Genomic DNA, 17521 nt, shown 5'->3' with positions numbered 1-17521 from the left:
CGGGTCATTTGCCCCAAGGACCCGATCATGGATCTCACACCCAGCCCGGCCCAGTTCCAGGACGACGCCAGCAACGAAGCCGCGGGTCATGCCGCGGCGGCCAGCACGGCGATCGGATCGGTGTTCGAGATCGCCGGGTCCAATTCGCAGATCCTGCTTCACAAGCACGTGATCGACGGACTGGCCGGGCATCCGGACCCAAGCGTCGCGATGAGCGGTCAGGTCGGGGCGCAGGTCAAGATCAAGGTCGGCGCGGTATGGCTGGTGGCGAGCGTGCGCTCGCTGCGGCTCGATCCGCCCAGCGGCGCGATCATGGCGCAGGTCGACTTTCTAGGCGAAGGCGATGAGGAGCGGCTGACCGGGCGATTGTACAAATTCCGGCGCGGCGTCACCCGCTATCCCGCGCCAGGCGCCGAGGTCCATCCGGTCAGCAGCCTCGACATGAAGGAAATGTACGCCGCGGCGGAGCGCCCGCACATCGAGGTCGGCACCGTGTTCCCGACCCGCGACATCCGCGGCGCGCTGTTCGTCGACGCGCTGCTCGGCAAGCATTTCGCGCTGCTGGGCTCGACCGGCACTGGCAAGTCGACCTCCGCCGCGCTGATCCTCCACCGGATCTGCGACATGGCGCCCGAGGGCCATATCGTGATGATCGACCCGCACGGCGAATATTCGGCAGCGTTCGAAGGCAATGGCGCGATCTACGACGTCAGCAATTTGGCGATGCCCTATTGGCTGATGAACTTCGAAGAACATTGCGAGGTGTTCGTCACCTCGTCGGGCTCGAATCGCCAGATGGACGCGGACATTCTCGCCAAGTGCATTCTCGCGGCCAAGTCGAAGAACCGTGCGGCCGAGGGCGTCGCCAAGCTGACGGTCGATTCGCCGATTCCCTATTTGCTGAGCGACCTCACCAACCTGATCCAGCTCGAAATGGGTAAGCTGGACAAGGCGGGCGACAGCGCCCCCTATCTCAGGCTCAAGACCAAGATCGACGAGATCAAGGCCGATCCACGCTACAGCTTCATGTTCTCCGGCATGCTGGTGGCGGACACGATGGCCGAGTTCATCTCGCGCGTGTTCCGCCTGCCCGGCAACGGCAAGCCGATCTCGATCATCGACGTGTCGGGCGTCCCGTCCGAAATCACGTCCGTGGTGGTCGCCGTGCTCAGCCGGATGGTGTTCGATCACGCGATCTGGTCGCGCGGAGAGCAGCAGCGGCCGGTGTTGCTGGTGTGCGAGGAAGCGCACCGCTATGTGCCGAGCGAGCGCAATGCCGACGGCTCGTCGGTCGGCCGCATCCTCAGCCGGATCGCGAAGGAAGGCCGCAAATACGGCGTCTCGCTGGGCCTGATCACGCAACGGCCGTCGGATCTGGCCGAAGGCGTGCTGTCGCAGTGCGGCACGATCATCGCGATGCGCCTCAACAACGAACGCGACCAGGCGTTCGTGAAGGCGGCGATGCCCGAAGGGTCGCGCGGCTTCCTCGATTCGATTCCGGCGCTCCGCAACCGCGAGGCAGTCATCTGCGGCGAAGGCGTGTCGATCCCGATCCGTGTCGCGCTCGACACGCTGGAGGAGCATAAGCGGCCGGCATCGGGCGATCCGCTGTTCTCGGAACTGTGGAAGCGGACCGGCGGCGAGGAAGACAGCGTCGCCCGCACGATCAAGCGCTGGCGCAGCCAGGGACGCTGACGCGCGGCACCGATTCTCAAGATATGCGTTGCACAGGCGTTACGACCGATCGGACGCCTGCAAAATGGACAAGATTTTCACGCATATCGCCACCCGGATCGCGAACGCTTCGGGTCAGCCAATCACGTTCGTCTTCGCGCTGGGGCTCATCATCGTCTGGGCCGCGACGGGCCCGGTCTTCCACTATTCGGACACGTGGCAGCTGATCGTGAACACGGCGACGACGGTCGTCACCTTCCTGATGGTGTTCCTGATCCAGAACAGCCAGAATCGCGACGCCTCGGCCATGCAGGCGAAGCTCGACGAACTGATCCGCTCTGTCGACAAGGCGCGCGAGCAGTTCATCGGCATCGAGCATCTGACCGATCTGGAAATCTGCGAAATCCGGGACGCGCTGGAAAAGGAAGTCGGCGATGCGCAGGACAAGCAGAAGACTGCCGACGACAGCGTGGACCGTTTGCTGAAACGCCATTACCGCATTCGCCGAATGGAGGCGAGGAAGGCCAATGCCGGTTGACGCGACGGTCGCTTACGATCCCGAAAACATTTTCGCGCGCATCCTGCGCGGCGAGATTCCCTGCAGCAAAGTCTATGAAGACGAGCACGCGCTCGCCTTTCACGACATCAACCCGCAGGCGCCGCAGCACATCCTGGTGATCCCGAAAGGCGCCTATGTGTCGTGGGACGATTTCTCCTCGAAGGCGAGCGAGGCGGAGATTGCCGGTTTCGTGCGTGCGGTCGGCCGGATCGCCCGCGATGCCGGCCTGGTCGAACCGGGGTATCGGCTGCTGGCGAATACCGGCCCGGACAGCCATCAGGAAGTGCCGCACCTGCATGTGCACATCTTCGGTGGCCGGCCGCTTGGACCGATGCTGGCTCGTTAGAAGGCGCTTCAGCGCCGATAAATGTTGCGTGTGCCCAAATAGCCTCTAGGTTTCTCCGCCACAAACGCGCGGCGCCTCCGGCGCGCGACTAGGGGATCGTAAGGCATGTTATTCGGGCGCACCAAGTCACTCGACGCCATTCTCGCAACCGCCGAAAAGAAAGGCCTGCACCGCTCGCTCGGCGCTTTCCAGCTGACCTTGCTCGGCATCGGTGCGGTGATCGGCACCGGTATTTTCGTGCTCACTGCCGAAGCCGCGCAAAAGGCCGGCCCGGCGATGATGATCAGCTTCGTGATCGCGGGTGCGGTCTGCGCAGTCGCGGCGCTCTGCTATTCCGAGCTTGCCTCGATGGTGCCGGTCGCGGGATCGGCCTACACCTACACCTATGCGGTGATGGGCGAGCTGCTCGCCTGGATGGTCGGCTGGGCGCTGATCCTCGAATATGCGGTCGGCGCCAGCGCGGTCGCGGTCGGCTGGTCCGGCTATTTCGTCGGCCTGATGAAGAGTTGGGGATTGGACATTCCCCTCGCACTGGCCGCGGGCCCAGACGGCGGCGGCATCCTCAATCTCCCGGCCGTCGTGATCTCGCTGCTGATCACCGGCCTGCTGATCGTAGGCACGCAGGAAAGCGCCCGCGTCACCGCCATTCTCGTGCTGGTGAAGGTGGTCGCGCTGACGGTGTTCGTCGCGCTCACATTGCCGGTGCTGAACGGCGCCCATTTCGAACCGTTCATTCCGAACGGATGGGGCACCTATGGCGTGGTCGGCGCCGCGGCCTCGATCTTCTTCGCCTATGTCGGCTTCGACGCGGTCTCGACCGCTGCCGAAGAGACCGTGAATCCGCAGCGCAACGTGCCGATCGGCTTGATCGGATCGCTGCTGTTCTGCACCGTCTTCTATCTGCTGGTCGCGGCCGGCGCGATCGGCTCGCCGCTGGGCGCGCAGCCGCTTCGGGATGCAGCCGGCGCGGTCCTCGCGCCGGGGACCAGCGAACTGACCGCAAAGTGCCAGTCGGTGGTGGCCACCGGCCTGGCAGAGCCGCTCGTCTGCTCGAAGGAAGCGCTGGCGCACGTGCTGCGCTCGGTCGGATACCAGCGGATTGGCGATCTGATGGGCATCGCGGCCTTCGTCGCGTTGCCGTCCGTCGTGCTGATGATGATGTTCGGCCAGACCCGCATTTTCTTCGTCATGGCGCGCGACGGTCTGCTCCCGGGCAAGCTCGCCAGCGTCCACCCGAAGTTCAAGACCCCGCACGTCGTGACCGCCTTCACCGGCATCGTCGTGACATTGGCGGCGGCGTTCCTGCCGGTCGGCAAGCTCGCGGACTATTCGAATTCGGGCACGCTGTTCGCGTTCGCGATGGTCGCGCTGGCAGTGATGGTCCTCCGGCGCAGGGATCCTGCCCGCCATCGGCCGTTCCGCACGCCGGCCGTCAACATCGTCGCGCCGCTGGCGATTATCGGCTGCATCGGCCTGTACCTGAACCTGCCGACCCTGGCCAAGCTGGTCCTGATCGTGTGGGGTGCCGTCGGCCTCGTAATCTATTTCGCCTACAGCCGGAGCCGCAGCCACGTCGGCCGCGGCATCGTCGAGGTGGATTCCGATCCGAACCTGCAGCCGGAACTGGCGCAGAAGCCGGCGGAGTAAGCCAAAACTAGCCCCTCCCCTGAAGGGGAGGGGCTTACACTGGATCAGCCCAGCCGCGCTTCCACCATCGCCTTGATGTCGGCCTGCGGGCGCGGGCCGACATGGCTGATCACTTCGGCCGCACAGATGGCGCCGATCGTCAGGCTGTCCTCAAGCGAGCGCCCGCGGGCCTGACCGGCGAGAAAGCCCGCCGCGAACAGATCACCCGCGCCCGTCGTGTCGACGACCGCGTCGATCGGCTCGGCGGGAACCGCGGCGCGCTCGCCATTCTTCACCGCGATCGCGCCATGCTCGCTGCGCGTCACGACCAGCAGCGGCACGCGCGCCGACAGGGAAGCGACCGCGCCCTCGAAATCCTCGCTTTCCTCAAGCGAAAGCAATTCGTTCTCGTTGGCGAACAGGATGTCGATCGATCCGTCGGCGATCAGGCTCAGGAAGTCGGCGCGGTGCCGCTCGATGCAGAACACGTCTGACAGGGTGAAGGCCACGCGGCGGCCGGCCTGCTTGGCGGTCTCGATCGCCCGCCGCATCGCGCCGCGGGGTTCTTCCGGATCCCAGAGATAGCCTTCCAGGTAGAGGATCGCCGCGTCCGAGATCAGATCGTGGCTGAGCGCGCCTGCCGGCAGGAACTGCGATGCGCCCAAAAAGGTGTTCATCGTCCGCTGGCCGTCGGGCGTCACGACGATCAGGCAGCGCGCGGTCGGCGGGTCGCCCGGTCGCGGGCTCGTGTCGAAGCGGACGCCCTGGGCGCGCATGTCGTGGGTGAAGACGGTGCCCAGCTGATCGTCGGCGACCTGGCCGATGAACCCGCAGTTCAACCCCAGCGCGGCCAGGCCCGCGAGCGTGTTCGCGGCCGATCCGCCGCTGGTCTCGATCCCCGGCCCCATCCGCTCGTACAGCGCCTCGGCTTCGTCGGTCGAAAACAGCAGCTGCATCGAGCCTTTGCGCAAGCCGTTTTCGGCAATGAAAGCATCGTCGGCGCGGGCGATCACGTCGACGATCGCGTTGCCGATCGCGACGACATCATAGGTGGCGGGGGTCACTCGTTTCTCCGGATATGGACTTGGGCGTGCGCATAATGCGGATTGGCGGCAGGTCAAACCGCTTGGTCATGCAGGCCCTTGCGCCCGCCGGTCGCTCGTGGTGATCGGGGGAATGCGTAGCGCGATCACAATCGGAGGTTCGGCCCTGCTGCTCGCGGGCTGCGTTTCGGCGCCCCAGGCGATCCAGGGGCCCGAGCCGACGCCGCCGGTGATCTCGACCGCAGGCCTCGAACGGGTGCTAGGGCATGATGCGCGCAGCCTGGAGGCCCTGTTCGGCGAGCCCGACCTCGACGTGCGCGAAGGCCCGGGCCGCAAGCTCCAGTTCGCCGGACCGATCTGCGTGCTCGATGCCTATCTTTACCCCAAGGGGCGGCACGAGCCGGTCGTCACCTATGTCGATGCCCGCCAGCCCGACGGCCGCGATATCGACCGCGCAAGCTGCGTCGCCGCCCTGATCGCGGCGAAGAAGAGGTAAGCCGGCGCCGTTCGTTTCGAGCGAAGTCGAGAAACGGCTGCTCCGGGATCTCGCTTCTCGACTGCGCTCGAAGCGAACGGATTTTGGGGGCCAACTAGCCTTGGTGGCGCTTCAGCTCGTCGCCGACGATCCGGGCGACGTGGAGAACGTTGGTCGATCCCGGCGTCCCGAACGGCACGCCGGCCATGACGATCACGCGGTCGCCGGCCTTCGCCATGTTGTGACGGAGCGCCATGCGTTTAGACTTGGCGATCATGTCTTCGAACGAGACGACGTCCTTGGTGCGCACCGCGTGCACGCCCCAGAGGATGCCAAGGCGCCGCGCCGTCTCCAGCTTCGGGGTGAGCACCAGCAGCGGCACCGACGGCCGCTCGCGCGCGATCCGCCGCGCGGTCGAGCCTGAGGAGGTGAAGCAGATGATCGCCGCCGCCGACACCGTCTTGGCGATCGCGCCGGCGGCTTCCGCCAGCGCGTCGGCGGTGGTCGGGTCCGGCCGGGTTTCGGTGAAATGGACGCGCGCGGCATAGCCGGGATCGCGCTCGACCGCGTTCGCGATCGAATTCATCATCGCGACCGATTCCTCGGGCCAGTCGCCGGCCGCGCTTTCGGCCGACAGCATCACCGCGTCGGCGCCGTCGTAAATCGCGGTCGCAACGTCCGACACTTCGGCGCGGGTCGGCGTCGGCGACTTGATCATCGATTCGAGCATCTGCGTCGCGACCACGACCGGGCGGCCCATCCGCCTTGCGCATTCGACGATCCGCTTTTGCATCGGCGGCACGTCCTGCGGCGGCAGCTCCACGCCCAGATCGCCGCGCGCGACCATCACGGCGTCGGCGAGTTCCAGGATCGGCTCCAGCCGTTCCAGCGCCGCCGGCTTCTCGATCTTCGCGAGCAAGGCCGCCCGGCCCTGAATCATGCGCCGCGCCTCGGCCACATCCTCGGGCCGCTGCACGAAGCTCAGCGCCACCCAGTCGATATCGTGATCGAGCGCGAAGGCGAGGTCGGAGCGGTCCTTTTCCGTCAACGCCGCGAGCGGCACCACCACGTCGGGGACGTTCAGTCCCTTGTTGTTGCTGAGCGCGCCGCCGACTTCGACCTTTGTCTCGATCCGGTCATGCGTGGCGCTGGTCACGCGCAGCACGAGCTTGCCGTCGTCGAGCAGCAGGCGCGATCCGGCTTCCAGCGCGATGAACAGCTCGCGGTGGGGCAGGCATACCCGGTTCGCATCGCCCGGTGCAGTGTCGCGGTCGAGCACGAACTCCTGCCCCGTCTTCAGCATCGCCATGCCATCGGCGAACGTGCCGACGCGCAGCTTCGGTCCCTGCAGGTCGACCAGGATCGTCGTCGGTCGGCCCAGCGTCTTTTCGAGCGCGCGGATGTTGGCGATCGTCTGCGCGTGATCGGCCTGGGCACCGTGGCTCATGTTCACGCGGAACGCATCGGCGCCGGCGCGGAACAGCCGCTCGATCATCTCCGGACTGCGGCTGGCAGGGCCCAGCGTCGCCAGGATGCGGACCTTGCGGGACCGGGGTTCGACGCTTGTCGCCATGTGTTCTCGCTTCCCGTTGGACAGCGGCGTCCTACCGGCTATCCGCCGCGGATCAACCCGGAGGAGGATCGGATGGTCGAATATAGCGATGCGGCGGCCGCCGCTGCGTTCCGAAGGCTGGTCCATCACCTGCAGCAGCGTACCGACGCCCAGAACGTCGATCTGATGGGCCTGGCCGGCTTCTGCCGCAATTGCCTGGGCGATTGGCTGTCCGAAGCGAGCGAGGGCGCGCTGACCCGGGACCAGGGACGCGAGGCGGTCTACGGAATGCCATATACGGAGTGGAAAGCGGCGCATCAGAGCGCCGCGACACCGGAGCAGCTGGCGCGGATGGAGGAGAGCCTGAGGCGGAACCGGGAACTGGGGTTGTGATCCTCCACCCGGTTCGGCCTGAGCTTGTCGAAGGCCTCCCTTCTTCTTAGGGCGCGGGAGAAATCAAAGGGAGGGCTTCGACAGGCTCAGCCCGAACCGAGGAGGGGGACTTATTAATGAAGCCGTTCGTCACCGCCGCGTTGGCCGTTCTACTCGCGAGCGCCGCGCCTGCGCAGGTCGCGCCGCGCGTCACCTATATCCAGGCCGGCGCCGTGCTCGCCACGCCGGGAACCGCGCCCCGCGGTGCGACCACGATCATCGTGCGCGGAGACAAGATTGCCGAGCTGCGCGACGGCTTCGTCGCGCCGGAGGCGGGCGCCACTTTGGTCGATCTGCGCAACGGCTTCGTGCTGCCGGGCCTGATCGACATGCACGTCCATTTCTATTCGGACGGCGATCCGCTGCACGAGCGCCTGACCGCGGCCAATCGCGACTATGAGGACAATGTGCTGCTCGCCGCCAACCATGCGCGCGAGACGGTCGAGGCGGGCTTCACCACCGTGCGCGATCTGGGCGGGGAGCCGCGCGGCATCCGCGCGCTCCGCGATGCGATCGACCGCGGCGATCTGGAAGGACCGTCGATCGTCAATGCCGGGCAGATGATCTCCGTCTCGGGCGGGCACGGCGACATCAACGGCGTCAATCGCGACCTCTACGAAGCCGAGCATCAGCATCAGGTGAATGTCTGCAACGGCCCGGACGATTGCCGGCGGGCGGTGCGGGACCAGATCCGGATGGGCGCGCTGGTGATCAAGTTCGCCGCGACCGGCGGCGTGCTCTCGAACGTGGCCGGCGGGCTCGGCCGGCAGATGACGCCGGAGGAAATGAAGGCGATCGTCGAGACCGCGCACAGCTTCGGCCGCAGGGTCGCGGTCCATGCCCACGCCAAGGAAGGCATCGAGGCGGCCATCGAAGCCGGCGCCGATTCGATCGAGCACGGCACATTCCAGGACGAAAATACAGTCAAGCTGTTCAAGGCGCACGGCACCTATCTGGTGCCGACGATGCTCGCGCCGGTCGCCGCACTCGCCCAGGCGCGGTCGGGCGCGCTGCCGCCTGCCTCGATCCCGAAGGCCGAGGAAGCGGCGGCGGCGGCCCTGGCGAGCCACAAGCGCGCGATCGCGTCCGGCGTGAAGATCGCCTTCGGCACCGACACCGGCGTGTCGAAACACGGCGAGAATGCGAAGGAGTTCGCGCTGATGGTCCAGGCCGGGATGACGCCGATGCAGGCGATCCGCGCGGCGACCGTCAGCGCCGCCGATCTGCTGGGCCAGTCCGATCGGATCGGCACGCTCGAACCCGGCAAATTCGCCGACGTGATCGCCGTCTCGGCAAGTCCGCTCGACGATGTGCGGCGGCTCGAGCACGTCGATTTCGTGATGCGCCACGGCGTGGTCGAAAAGCTGGGCGGACAGCGGCAGCCTTTGCCTTGAGGCGAAGGCCCGGTTCGCCTAAGGCCGCGCCTTCACCGTAACCCCCGAGGATTCGCAGAATGAGTGACAACGTCGCCGCCGATCAATTGCGCCTGTTCATCGAGCGCATCGAGCGGCTGGAAGAAGAGAAGAAGGGCATCGCCGACGACGTGAAGGACGTCTATCTGGAGGCGAAGGCCAACGGCTACGACACCAAGACGATGCGCGCGATCGTGCGGCTGCGGCGCATGGAAAAGAATGCACGGCAGGAAGCCGACGCGTTGCTGGAAACCTATCGCAGCGCGCTGGGGCTCGACTGAGGGAGGCTCACATGAAGGTCTATGGTTCGATCGCGTCGCCATTCGTTCAGCGTGTGCTGATGGCCGGGCGCATCAAGGGCCATGACCTTCCCGTCGAGCTGCCTCCGGGCGGATCGATGCAGGCGCCCGAATTCCTGGCGATCAGTCCGATGGGCCGCGTGCCCGTGCTCGATGATGACGGCTGGACGCTGGCCGAATCGGCCGCGATCGTCGGCTATCTCGACGACGTGCTCGACGGGCCGCCTCTGCTGCCGGAGAACCCGCGCGATCGCGCCCGTGCGCGGACGATCGAGACGCTCGCCAGCCACGAACTCGCCGGCCTGCGTCCGATCATGGTCTGCAAGGTATTCGGGATGCGGAACGAGCCGGTGCTGGTCGACGAGGCGATCAGCACCATCCGCACCGGGCTCGCGGCGCTTGAGAAGGCGCGCGACGCGAACCATGTCTGGGCCGCGGGCGACAGCCCCACGGTCGCGGACTGCATCCTGGTGCCGCTCTTCTCGCTGATGGACGTGATCGATCCGATCGCCGGCACCAGCGCACTGGTTGCCGAGCAGCCGGGGCTCGCAGGATATCGTGAACGGGCCTTTGCAAGCGAACTCGGCGGCCGCACCGTGCGCGAGATGCGGGATACGTTCGCCGCGATCCTCGAACGCCGCCGCCAGCCGGCGCAACAATCAAGCTGAAGGAAACGACAGGCCATGGCCGGCCATTCCAAATTCAAGAACATCATGCACCGCAAGGGTGCGCAGGATAAAAAGCGGTCCGCCGCCTTTTCCAAGCTCAGCCGCGAAATCACCGTCGCGGCGAAGATGGGCACGCCCGATCCGGACATGAACCCGCGCCTGCGCGCCGCCGTCAACGCGGCCAAGGCCGTGTCGATGCCCAAGGACAATATCCAGCGCTCGATCGACAAGGCGAGCCGGGGCGATGCCGAGAATTACGAGGAAGTGCGCTATGAGGCGTTCGGCCCCGGCGGCACCTCGCTGATCGTCGAGGCGTTGACCGATAACCGCAACCGCACCGCGACCAACGTCCGCACCGCCGTCACCAAGAATGGCGGCAACATGGCGACGGTGTCGCATGGCTTCGACCGGCTGGGGCTGATCACCTACCCGGCCAAGGCGGGCGACGCGGAAAAAGTATTCGAGGCGGCGCTGGAAGCGGGCGCAGAGGACGTGGAGTCGGACGAGGAAGAGCACCGCATCTGGACGGCGATCGACTCGCTCCACGAAGTCGTTCGCGCGCTGGAGCCGGCTCTGGGCGAGGCCGAAGGCGCTAAGCTCGCCTGGCGCCCGCATATGCAGGTCGGCGTCGCCGAAGACGATGCGCGCCAGCTGCTGAAGATGATCGATGCGCTCGACGACGACGACGATGTGCAGACCGTCTGGGGCAATTACGACGTGCCCGACGAGGTGATGGAGCGGCTGGGGTGATCTTGATCCTCCCCGGGACGGGGAGGGGGACCGCCGGGCGGAGCCCGGTGGTGGAGGGGCCCCCACGCTCGTACCGGGTGGCGGGCCCCCTCCACCAGCCTTCGGCTGGTCCCCCTCCCCGTCCCGGGGAGGATTTTCTATGATCATCCTCGGTCTCGACCCCGGCCTCGGCACCACGGGCTGGGGCGTCATCCGCGCCGAGGGGAATCGGCTGGCGCATGTCGCGAACGGCCGGATCGCCACGGACGCGAAGGCGGACCTCGGCGCCCGGCTGGTGGCGCTGGATGGCGCCTTGGCGTCACTTCTCGCCGAATACGCACCCCAAGCTGCGGCGGTCGAGGACGTATTCGTCAACAAGAACCCGCAATCTACGCTGAAGCTCGGCCAGGCGCGCGGCGTCGTGCTGCTCGGCGCGGCCAAGGCGGGCCTGACCGTCGGCGAATACGCACCGACGCTGGTCAAGAAGGCGGTGGTCGGCACCGGCACCGCCGAAAAGGCGCAGGTGCACGCGATGGTCGCGCGCCTGCTGCCGGGCGTCAGGATCGACGGCCCCGATGCCGCCGACGCGCTGGCGGTCGCGATCTGCCACGCGCATCATTTGAGCTTTGCGCGGAATAGCCGCGCCGGTTTGGCCTGAGCCTGTCGAAGGCCTCCCTTCTTCCTTCTAGACTAGCACAGGGGAAAGGGAGGGCTTCGACAGGCTCAGCCCAAACCGGTTTGTGTTTCGGTTTCGTTCCTTTAGGGTGCCCTCATGATCGCAAGGTTGGCAGGACAATTGGCGGAGGCGGGGGCGGATCACGCGGTGATCGACGTCGCCGGCGTCGGCTATCTGGTGCAGGCGTCGAGCCGCACCCTGTCCGTGATCGGCCCGGTCGGCGGTCAGGTGACCTTGTTCACCGAGCTGCAGGTCCGCGAGGATTCGATGACGCTGTTCGGCTTCGGCTCGGCGGCTGAGCGGGACTGGTTCCGGCTGCTGACCGGCGTGCAGGGCGTCGGCGGCCGCGTCGCGCTCGCGATCCTGTCGGCACTGTCGGCGGACGAGCTGCAAAAATCGGTCGCGAGCGGCGACAAGGCAATGGTCGCCCGCGCGCAGGGCGTCGGCCCGAAGCTCGCCGAACGCATCGTCCGCGAGCTGAAGGACAAGGTCGGCGGCATCGCCCTCGGCCCCGGCGCCCCCGCCGCGATCCCGGCCGGCAGCGCGGCCGACGATGCCATCTCCGCCCTCACCAATCTCGGCTTTCGACCTGCGGAGGCGAATGCGGCGGTGGCGGCGGCGAACGATGAGCTCGGGGATGGAGCGACGTTGGACGCGCTGGTTCGGCTGGCCTTAAAGAAGGCGGCGCGGTAGATGTCAGGCGAAAGGACCCGTTCATGCAAGTGACTGCTGTGCTTACGCCTGACGAGGACGGGGGCTATGTCGCCTATAATCCGGAGACTGGAACCGCGACCCAGGGCGACAGCTTGGAGGAGGCGCTAGCTAATCTCCGTGAAGCTGTGGAACTCTATCTTGAGGAGTTTCCTTTGAAGCCGACCGGCGCACCGATCGTGACGATGCTCGACGTCAAGGAGCATGCCTAGGCTTCCGCGCCTGTCCGGGCGCGAGCTTATCAAAGCACTCGAACAACTTGGGTTCCGGCAAATGCGTCAGCGCGGCAGCCACGTCGTCCTACGACGCGGCGACCGGGGCTGCGTCGTTCCGATGCACAAGGAAATTCGGCTGGGCACGCTTGCCGCTATTCTCAATCAATCGGGCCTGACTGCGGATGAGCTTATGGCGGCGCTCAAATGACCGACACCGACCGCCTTCTCGCCGCCGGGCGCAAGCCGGAGGATATTGACGCGGCGCTGCGGCCGAAGCGGCTCGACGAGTTCGTCGGGCAGAAGGCGGCGCGGGAGAATCTGCGGGTGTTCATCGCGGCCGCCAAGGCGCGCGGCGATGCGCTCGATCATGTGCTGTTCTTCGGGCCGCCCGGGCTCGGCAAGACGACGCTGGCGCAGATCGTCGCGCGAGAAATGGGCGTCGGCTTTCGCGCCACGTCCGGGCCGGTGATCGCCAAGTCGGGCGACCTTGCCGCGCTGCTCACCAATCTGGAGGACGGCGACGTCCTGTTCATCGACGAGATCCACCGCCTCGCGCCCGCCGTCGAGGAAGTGCTGTATCCGGCGATGGAGGATCGCGCGCTCGACCTGATGATCGGCGAGGGGCCCTCGGCCCGCTCAGTCCGGATCGAGCTGCCGCGCTTCACGCTGGTGGGCGCGACGACGCGGCAGGGGCTGCTGACGACGCCGCTCCGTGACCGGTTCGGTATCCCGATCCGCCTCAATTTCTACACCGTGGACGAGCTGGAGCAGGTGGTGAGGCGGGCTGCGAGCCTGCTCGACCTCGGCATTGCCGAAGACGGCGCGCACGAGATCGCCAAGCGCTCGCGCGGCACGCCGCGCATCGCCGGGCGGCTGCTGCGCCGGGTGCGCGATTTTGCCAATGTCGCGGGCGAGGGCGTCGTGCACGCCGATGTTGCGGACAAGGCGCTCAACCGGCTGGAGGTTGATCACCTGGGCCTCGACGCGATGGACCGTCGCTACCTCAACATGATCGCCGACATCTACAAGGGCGGCCCGGTCGGCGTGGAGACGCTTGCCGCCGGCCTCAGCGAGCCGCGCGATACGATCGAGGAAGTGATCGAGCCTTACCTGATCCAGCTCGGTCTGATCGCCCGGACCGCCCGCGGGCGCTGCCTGAACGGGCCCGGCTGGAAGCATCTGGGCCTCAACCCGCCCTCGAACGGGCAGGACGGGCTGTTCGATTAGCCGGTCCAAACGAGTTGGATGCCGAGTCTGCATCCGTTAGGGCCGTTCATATGACGTTGGACACGCCTCAGCGGGGCCGCTTCGTCGGCCGCGAGCATCGCTTTCCGGTGCGGGTGTTCTTCGAGGACACCGACCTGTCCGGTGTCGTCTATCACGCAAACTATCTGCGCTTCATGGAACGGGCCCGGTCGGACATGCTGGCCGCGTCCGGGATCGACCAGCGCCAGGCCTGGGAAGCGGGCGAGGGCGTCTATGTGGTCGCCGATCTGCGCATCCGGTTCCGTCGCCCGGCCAGGCTGGATGACGCGCTGATCGTGGTCAGCACGCTCGGCGGTTTCACGGCCGCGAGTGCAACCATTCATCAGCGAGTCATGTTGGAGCGGGAAGTTCTGACCGAGGCGGAGGTGCTCGCGGCGTTCGTGGCACCGAACGGAGGCAAGCCGCGCCGCCAGCCCCGCGCCTGGCTCACCATTTTCGAGGGATTGCTGGAGGACGTTTAGACTTGGATCAGCTTTTCGTGAATGCGGACGCGGCGACCCTGTCGCCGATCGGCCTTTTCCTCCAGGCCGACTGGGTGGTGAAGTTCGTCATGCTGGGCCTGTTGCTCGCCAGCATCTGGACCTGGACGATCATCATTGGCTTCGGCTTCCGGTTGCGGCGCAATGTCGCCCAGTCCGACGCGTTCGAGCGCGACTTCTGGACTGCGCAGGACATCGACCGTTTTCACGACAAGCGTGGCAATGAAAATGTGCCGACTGCGCGCGTTCTGGATGCCGGCCTCAAGGAATGGCGGCGATCGACCAATGCGAAGAAGGTCGATGCCGAAGGCGTGCGCTCCCGCCTGGCGACGCTGATGGCGAGCGCAAGCGCGGCCGAGATCGACGCCTTGTCCGGCCGGCTGAACGTGCTGGCGACGATCGGCAGCGTGGCGCCCTTTGTCGGGCTGTTCGGCACTGTCTGGGGCATCATGCGCAGCTTCACCTCGATCGCGGCGGAGCAGAATTCGTCGCTCGCCGTCGTGGCGCCCGGCATTGCCGAGGCGCTGTTCGCGACCGCGATCGGCCTGTTCGCGGCGATCCCGGCGGTGATCGCGTACAACCGCTTCAGCCACGGCCTGAACCGGCTGGAGGCGCGGCTGCTGCGCTTTGCCGACAAATTCCACGCGACCCTGTCGCGCGAGCTGGACGCAGAGGCCTGATGGCGGGCAAGCTTCCCTCAGCCAGCCGGGGTCGCGGCCGCGCGCCGATGGCGGAAATCAACGTGACGCCCCTGGTCGACGTCATGCTGGTGCTGCTGATCATCTTCATGGTGACGGCGCCGCTGCTGACCACCGGCGTGCCGGTGAACCTGCCCAAGTCGAAGGCCGGCGCGCTGAAGCAGGACAAGGAGCCGGTGACCGTCTCGATCGAGAAATCGGGCCAGATCTTCATCGACAAGGACGAGGTCACGGAAGACGCATTGGCCGATCGCCTCGCGGCTCTGGCGAAGGGCGAGCCGCCGCAGGTCTATCTGCGCGCGGATCGTGGGCTCGACTACGGCGCCGTCATGCATGTGCTTGGTGAGCTCAATCGCGCCGGCCTGAACAAGGTCGCGCTGGTCTCGGTCGGAGATCAGAAGTGAGAAATTCCCTCCCACCGTTCGCTTCGAGCGAAGTCGAGAAGCCGGCAGGGACGCACGCGCGTTTCTCGACTGCGCTCGAAACGAACGGATTCTAGAGATGGACCGGGCGGAGAAACTCGGGCTGGGGGCTGCGACCGCGGGACATGTCGTCCTGTTCGGGCTGCTCTCGGTCGGCTTTCTCGCGACGCCCAATCCGCTGAAGATCGAGCGGCACCCCGTCGAGGTGACCTTCACCGACGAGGTCGGGCTGGAGGCGACCGCGCCACGCGCATCGCAGCAGCCGCCCGCGACCAGTGTCGCGCCCGAATTCGGCCGGCCGGAGGAAGCCGCTCCCGCCGAGGCACAAAACCAGCCGGAGCCCGCGCCGGCGCCCGCCGAACCGGCTCCGGCCCCGGTGCCGACGCCCACGCCAAAGCCGAACAAGCCGCCGGTGCGCGAGCGGGCGGAGGCGTCGAAGCCCGCGCCCTCCAAGCCCGCGGAGCATAAGGCGCGGGGCGCCCGGCTCGGCCCCGATTTCCTGAAGGGCATTACTGAGGCGGCAAGCACCAGCCGCACCGCCGAAGCGTCGGCCGCCAATATCGGCCCGAAGGTGCAGGCGTCGCTCGCCGCCGAGCTGAAGCGGCAGCTGAAGCCGCATTGGCGCCCGCCGAGCGGGGCGGATGTCGAAAAATTGCGGGTAACGATCGTCGCGAACCTGGCGCTGGACGGCACGATCGTTGGCCAGCCGCGCGTGATCGGCCCAACCGGCGTGACGCCCAGCAATCGGGCGCAGGCCAGCCTGTTCGCCGAACGTGCGCTGGCAGCAGTGAAGCTCGCCGCGCCGTACAATTTCCCCAAGGATTATTACGCGGCCTGGAAGACCATAAAGCCGCAGCTCTACGAGGGCCTTTAGATGAAGTATTTCGCTTTTCCTCTTGTCGTCATCGCGTCCGCAGCTGTCGCGCAGCAGAGTGTGCCGCAGCAGCCGGTGACGCCGCCGCCGGTGGCACAGCCGTCCGGCCTCAGCGTCGATGTCACCGCAGAAGCGGGTGACGATCTGAAGATCGCGGTGCCGGTGCTCGCGACCGACGATATCCGCCAGACGGTCGCCGGCCCCACCGACGCGCTCGGCCGCCAGATCGCCGATGTGATCGCGGCGGACCTGCGCGGCAGCGGCCTGTTCCGGCCGATGGGGCCGTCGGGCATTCCGACCGTCACCTTTGCCGAGGCGAACGCGCCCAATTTCTCGATCTGGCCGCAGACCGGGGCGGAGGCTTTGGTCAGCGGCTTCGTCCGCGCGGGAGGCGACGGCAACCTGACCGTCGGTTGCTATCTCTACGACGTGAACCTGAAGTCGGAGCTGAAGCGCACCGGCTTCGTCGTCGCTCCGCGCGATTGGCGGCGCGCGGCGCACAAATGCGCGGACATGATCTATTCCCGCCTGTCCGGCGAAAGCCCCTTCTTCGACAGCCGCATCGCCTATATCGCCGAAACCGGGCCCAAGGATCACCGCGTCAAGCGGCTGGCGATCATGGATTCGGACGGCGCCAACCACCGCTTCCTCACCAACGGCCAGAACCTGGTGCTGACGCCGCGCTTTTCGCCCGACTACAAGTCGATCGTCTATGTGAGCTATCAGGACCGCCGGCCGCACGTGTTCGTCTACGATATCGGGACGGGCAGGCAGCGGCTGGTGCTCTCGACGCCCAACCAGGTGATCGCGCCGCGTTTCTCTCCAGACGGGCGGACGCTGCTCTTCTCGATGAGCCAGGGCGGCAACACCGACATTTACAAGATGCCCGCGGGCGGCGGCACGCCCGTCCGGCTGACCAACTCCCCGGGGATCGACGTCGGCGGCAGCTTCTCGCCTGACGGCAGCCGGATCGTGTTCGAGAGCGACCGGTCGGGCAAGCAGCAGCTCTACGTGATGAATGCCGATGGCTCCGACCAGCACCGGATCAGCTTCGGCGGCGGCTCCTACGCGACGCCGGAATGGAGCCCGCGCGGCGACCTGATCGCTTATACCCGGCTGGGCAGCTTCAATATCGGCGTGATGTCGCCCTCCGGTGGCGGCGAGCGGGCGCTGACCAGTGGCGGCTGGCAGGACGAAAGCCCGACCTGGTCGCCCAACGGCCGCGTGATCCAGTTCTTCCGCTCGACTCCGGGCCGCTCGGGCACGTCGAGCGTGTGGCAGGTCGATCTGACCGGCCGCAACATTCGCAAGATTCCAACCCCGGTCGATGGATCGGATCCGACCTGGGGACCGTTGCTCCCCTGA

Annotated in this window: 22 protein-coding genes; 20 read left to right on the top strand and 2 right to left on the bottom strand. The window is 66.8% G+C overall.

What is annotated here, in order from left to right:
* Positions 1 to 27: 27 nt before the first annotated feature.
* The 4 genes from SCH01S_RS10725 to SCH01S_RS10710 all read left to right on the top strand — a co-directional run bounded on the left by SCH01S_RS10725 (position 28) and on the right by SCH01S_RS10710 (position 4226).
* Positions 28 to 1695, top strand: coding sequence for an ATP-binding protein (locus tag SCH01S_RS10725; protein WP_046348808.1), 1668 nt, complete (start codon positions 28 to 30; stop codon positions 1693 to 1695).
* 64 nt (positions 1696 to 1759) lie between these two features.
* Positions 1760 to 2212, top strand: coding sequence for a low affinity iron permease family protein (locus SCH01S_RS10720; RefSeq protein WP_046348807.1), 453 nt, complete (start codon positions 1760 to 1762; stop codon positions 2210 to 2212).
* Complete coding sequence (locus SCH01S_RS10715) at positions 2202 to 2579, top strand: histidine triad nucleotide-binding protein (RefSeq protein ID WP_046348806.1); 378 nt, start codon at positions 2202 to 2204, stop codon at positions 2577 to 2579. The genes SCH01S_RS10720 and SCH01S_RS10715 overlap by 11 nt, the downstream gene beginning before the upstream one ends.
* A gap of 105 nt (positions 2580 to 2684) precedes the next feature.
* A complete protein-coding gene (locus SCH01S_RS10710; protein WP_046348805.1) occupies positions 2685 to 4226 on the top strand; it encodes an amino acid permease in 1542 nt (513 codons plus the stop codon).
* 44 nt (positions 4227 to 4270) lie between these two features.
* On the opposite strand, the gene SCH01S_RS10705 is transcribed toward SCH01S_RS10710, so the two are convergent.
* A complete protein-coding gene (locus tag SCH01S_RS10705) occupies positions 4271 to 5269 on the bottom strand; it encodes an adenosine kinase (protein ID WP_046348804.1) in 999 nt (332 codons plus the stop codon).
* 112 nt (positions 5270 to 5381) lie between these two features.
* Between SCH01S_RS10705 and SCH01S_RS10700 the strand changes: the two genes are divergently transcribed.
* Positions 5382 to 5744, top strand: coding sequence for a hypothetical protein (locus SCH01S_RS10700; RefSeq protein ID WP_046348895.1), 363 nt, complete (start codon positions 5382 to 5384; stop codon positions 5742 to 5744).
* 94 nt (positions 5745 to 5838) lie between these two features.
* Here the strand turns inward: SCH01S_RS10700 and pyk are convergent, their stop codons facing one another.
* The gene (gene pyk, locus SCH01S_RS10695) at positions 5839 to 7296 is read right to left on the bottom strand and encodes a pyruvate kinase (protein WP_046348803.1); all 1458 of its coding nucleotides are present in this window, start codon (positions 7294 to 7296) and stop codon (positions 5839 to 5841) included.
* A gap of 72 nt (positions 7297 to 7368) precedes the next feature.
* Here pyk and SCH01S_RS10690 point away from each other — a divergent pair, with 72 nt between their 5' ends.
* The 15 genes from SCH01S_RS10690 to tolB all read left to right on the top strand — a co-directional run bounded on the left by SCH01S_RS10690 (position 7369) and on the right by tolB (position 17521).
* Positions 7369 to 7668 (top strand): DUF1244 domain-containing protein, encoded by a 300-nt coding sequence (locus tag SCH01S_RS10690; RefSeq protein ID WP_046348894.1) that lies wholly within the window; start codon positions 7369 to 7371, stop codon positions 7666 to 7668.
* A 116-nt stretch (positions 7669 to 7784) separates the two neighbouring features.
* On the top strand, positions 7785 to 9101 hold the full coding sequence (locus SCH01S_RS10685; RefSeq protein ID WP_046348802.1) for a metal-dependent hydrolase family protein: 1317 nt from the start codon (positions 7785 to 7787) through the stop codon (positions 9099 to 9101).
* Positions 9102 to 9160: 59 nt separating this feature from the next.
* Positions 9161 to 9400 carry a DUF2312 domain-containing protein gene (locus SCH01S_RS10680; RefSeq protein WP_046348801.1) on the top strand — a complete coding sequence of 80 codons (240 nt, stop codon included), beginning with the start codon at positions 9161 to 9163 and terminating at the stop codon, positions 9398 to 9400.
* A gap of 11 nt (positions 9401 to 9411) precedes the next feature.
* Complete coding sequence (locus SCH01S_RS10675; RefSeq protein ID WP_046348800.1) at positions 9412 to 10086, top strand: glutathione S-transferase family protein; 675 nt, start codon at positions 9412 to 9414, stop codon at positions 10084 to 10086.
* A 15-nt stretch (positions 10087 to 10101) separates the two neighbouring features.
* Positions 10102 to 10836 (top strand): YebC/PmpR family DNA-binding transcriptional regulator, encoded by a 735-nt coding sequence (locus tag SCH01S_RS10670; protein ID WP_046348799.1) that lies wholly within the window; start codon positions 10102 to 10104, stop codon positions 10834 to 10836.
* A gap of 139 nt (positions 10837 to 10975) precedes the next feature.
* Entirely contained in the window at positions 10976 to 11473 is a 498-nt protein-coding gene (gene ruvC, locus SCH01S_RS10665) for a crossover junction endodeoxyribonuclease RuvC (RefSeq protein WP_046348798.1), read from the top strand.
* 114 nt (positions 11474 to 11587) lie between these two features.
* Complete coding sequence (gene ruvA, locus SCH01S_RS10660; protein WP_046348797.1) at positions 11588 to 12184, top strand: Holliday junction branch migration protein RuvA; 597 nt, start codon at positions 11588 to 11590, stop codon at positions 12182 to 12184.
* A gap of 23 nt (positions 12185 to 12207) precedes the next feature.
* Complete coding sequence (locus SCH01S_RS10655) at positions 12208 to 12414, top strand: type II toxin-antitoxin system HicB family antitoxin (protein WP_046348796.1); 207 nt, start codon at positions 12208 to 12210, stop codon at positions 12412 to 12414.
* Positions 12407 to 12625: a type II toxin-antitoxin system HicA family toxin gene (locus SCH01S_RS10650; protein ID WP_046348795.1), complete on the top strand. Its 219-nt coding sequence runs from the start codon at positions 12407 to 12409 to the stop codon at positions 12623 to 12625. The genes SCH01S_RS10655 and SCH01S_RS10650 overlap by 8 nt, the downstream gene beginning before the upstream one ends.
* Positions 12622 to 13644, top strand: coding sequence for a Holliday junction branch migration DNA helicase RuvB (gene ruvB / locus SCH01S_RS10645; RefSeq protein WP_046348794.1), 1023 nt, complete (start codon positions 12622 to 12624; stop codon positions 13642 to 13644). Before SCH01S_RS10650 ends, ruvB begins: the two co-directional genes overlap by 4 nt.
* 50 nt (positions 13645 to 13694) lie before the next feature.
* Positions 13695 to 14144 (top strand): YbgC/FadM family acyl-CoA thioesterase, encoded by a 450-nt coding sequence (locus SCH01S_RS10640; protein ID WP_046348793.1) that lies wholly within the window; start codon positions 13695 to 13697, stop codon positions 14142 to 14144.
* A gap of 2 nt (positions 14145 to 14146) precedes the next feature.
* Positions 14147 to 14842, top strand: a complete 696-nt coding sequence (tolQ, locus tag SCH01S_RS10635) for a protein TolQ (protein ID WP_084689517.1) — start codon at positions 14147 to 14149, stop codon at positions 14840 to 14842.
* Positions 14842 to 15264 (top strand): protein TolR, encoded by a 423-nt coding sequence (tolR, locus tag SCH01S_RS10630; protein ID WP_046348791.1) that lies wholly within the window; start codon positions 14842 to 14844, stop codon positions 15262 to 15264. The genes tolQ and tolR overlap by 1 nt, the downstream gene beginning before the upstream one ends.
* 97 nt (positions 15265 to 15361) lie before the next feature.
* A complete protein-coding gene (gene tolA / locus SCH01S_RS10625; protein WP_046348790.1) occupies positions 15362 to 16156 on the top strand; it encodes a cell envelope integrity protein TolA in 795 nt (264 codons plus the stop codon).
* A complete protein-coding gene (gene tolB, locus SCH01S_RS10620) occupies positions 16157 to 17521 on the top strand; it encodes a Tol-Pal system beta propeller repeat protein TolB (protein ID WP_084689516.1) in 1365 nt (454 codons plus the stop codon).

It is taken from the genome of Sphingomonas changbaiensis NBRC 104936 (assembly GCF_000974765.1).
Taxonomy (GTDB): domain Bacteria; phylum Pseudomonadota; class Alphaproteobacteria; order Sphingomonadales; family Sphingomonadaceae; genus Sphingomonas_B; species Sphingomonas_B changbaiensis.
This window is presented reverse-complemented; position numbering and strand designations above follow the sequence as displayed.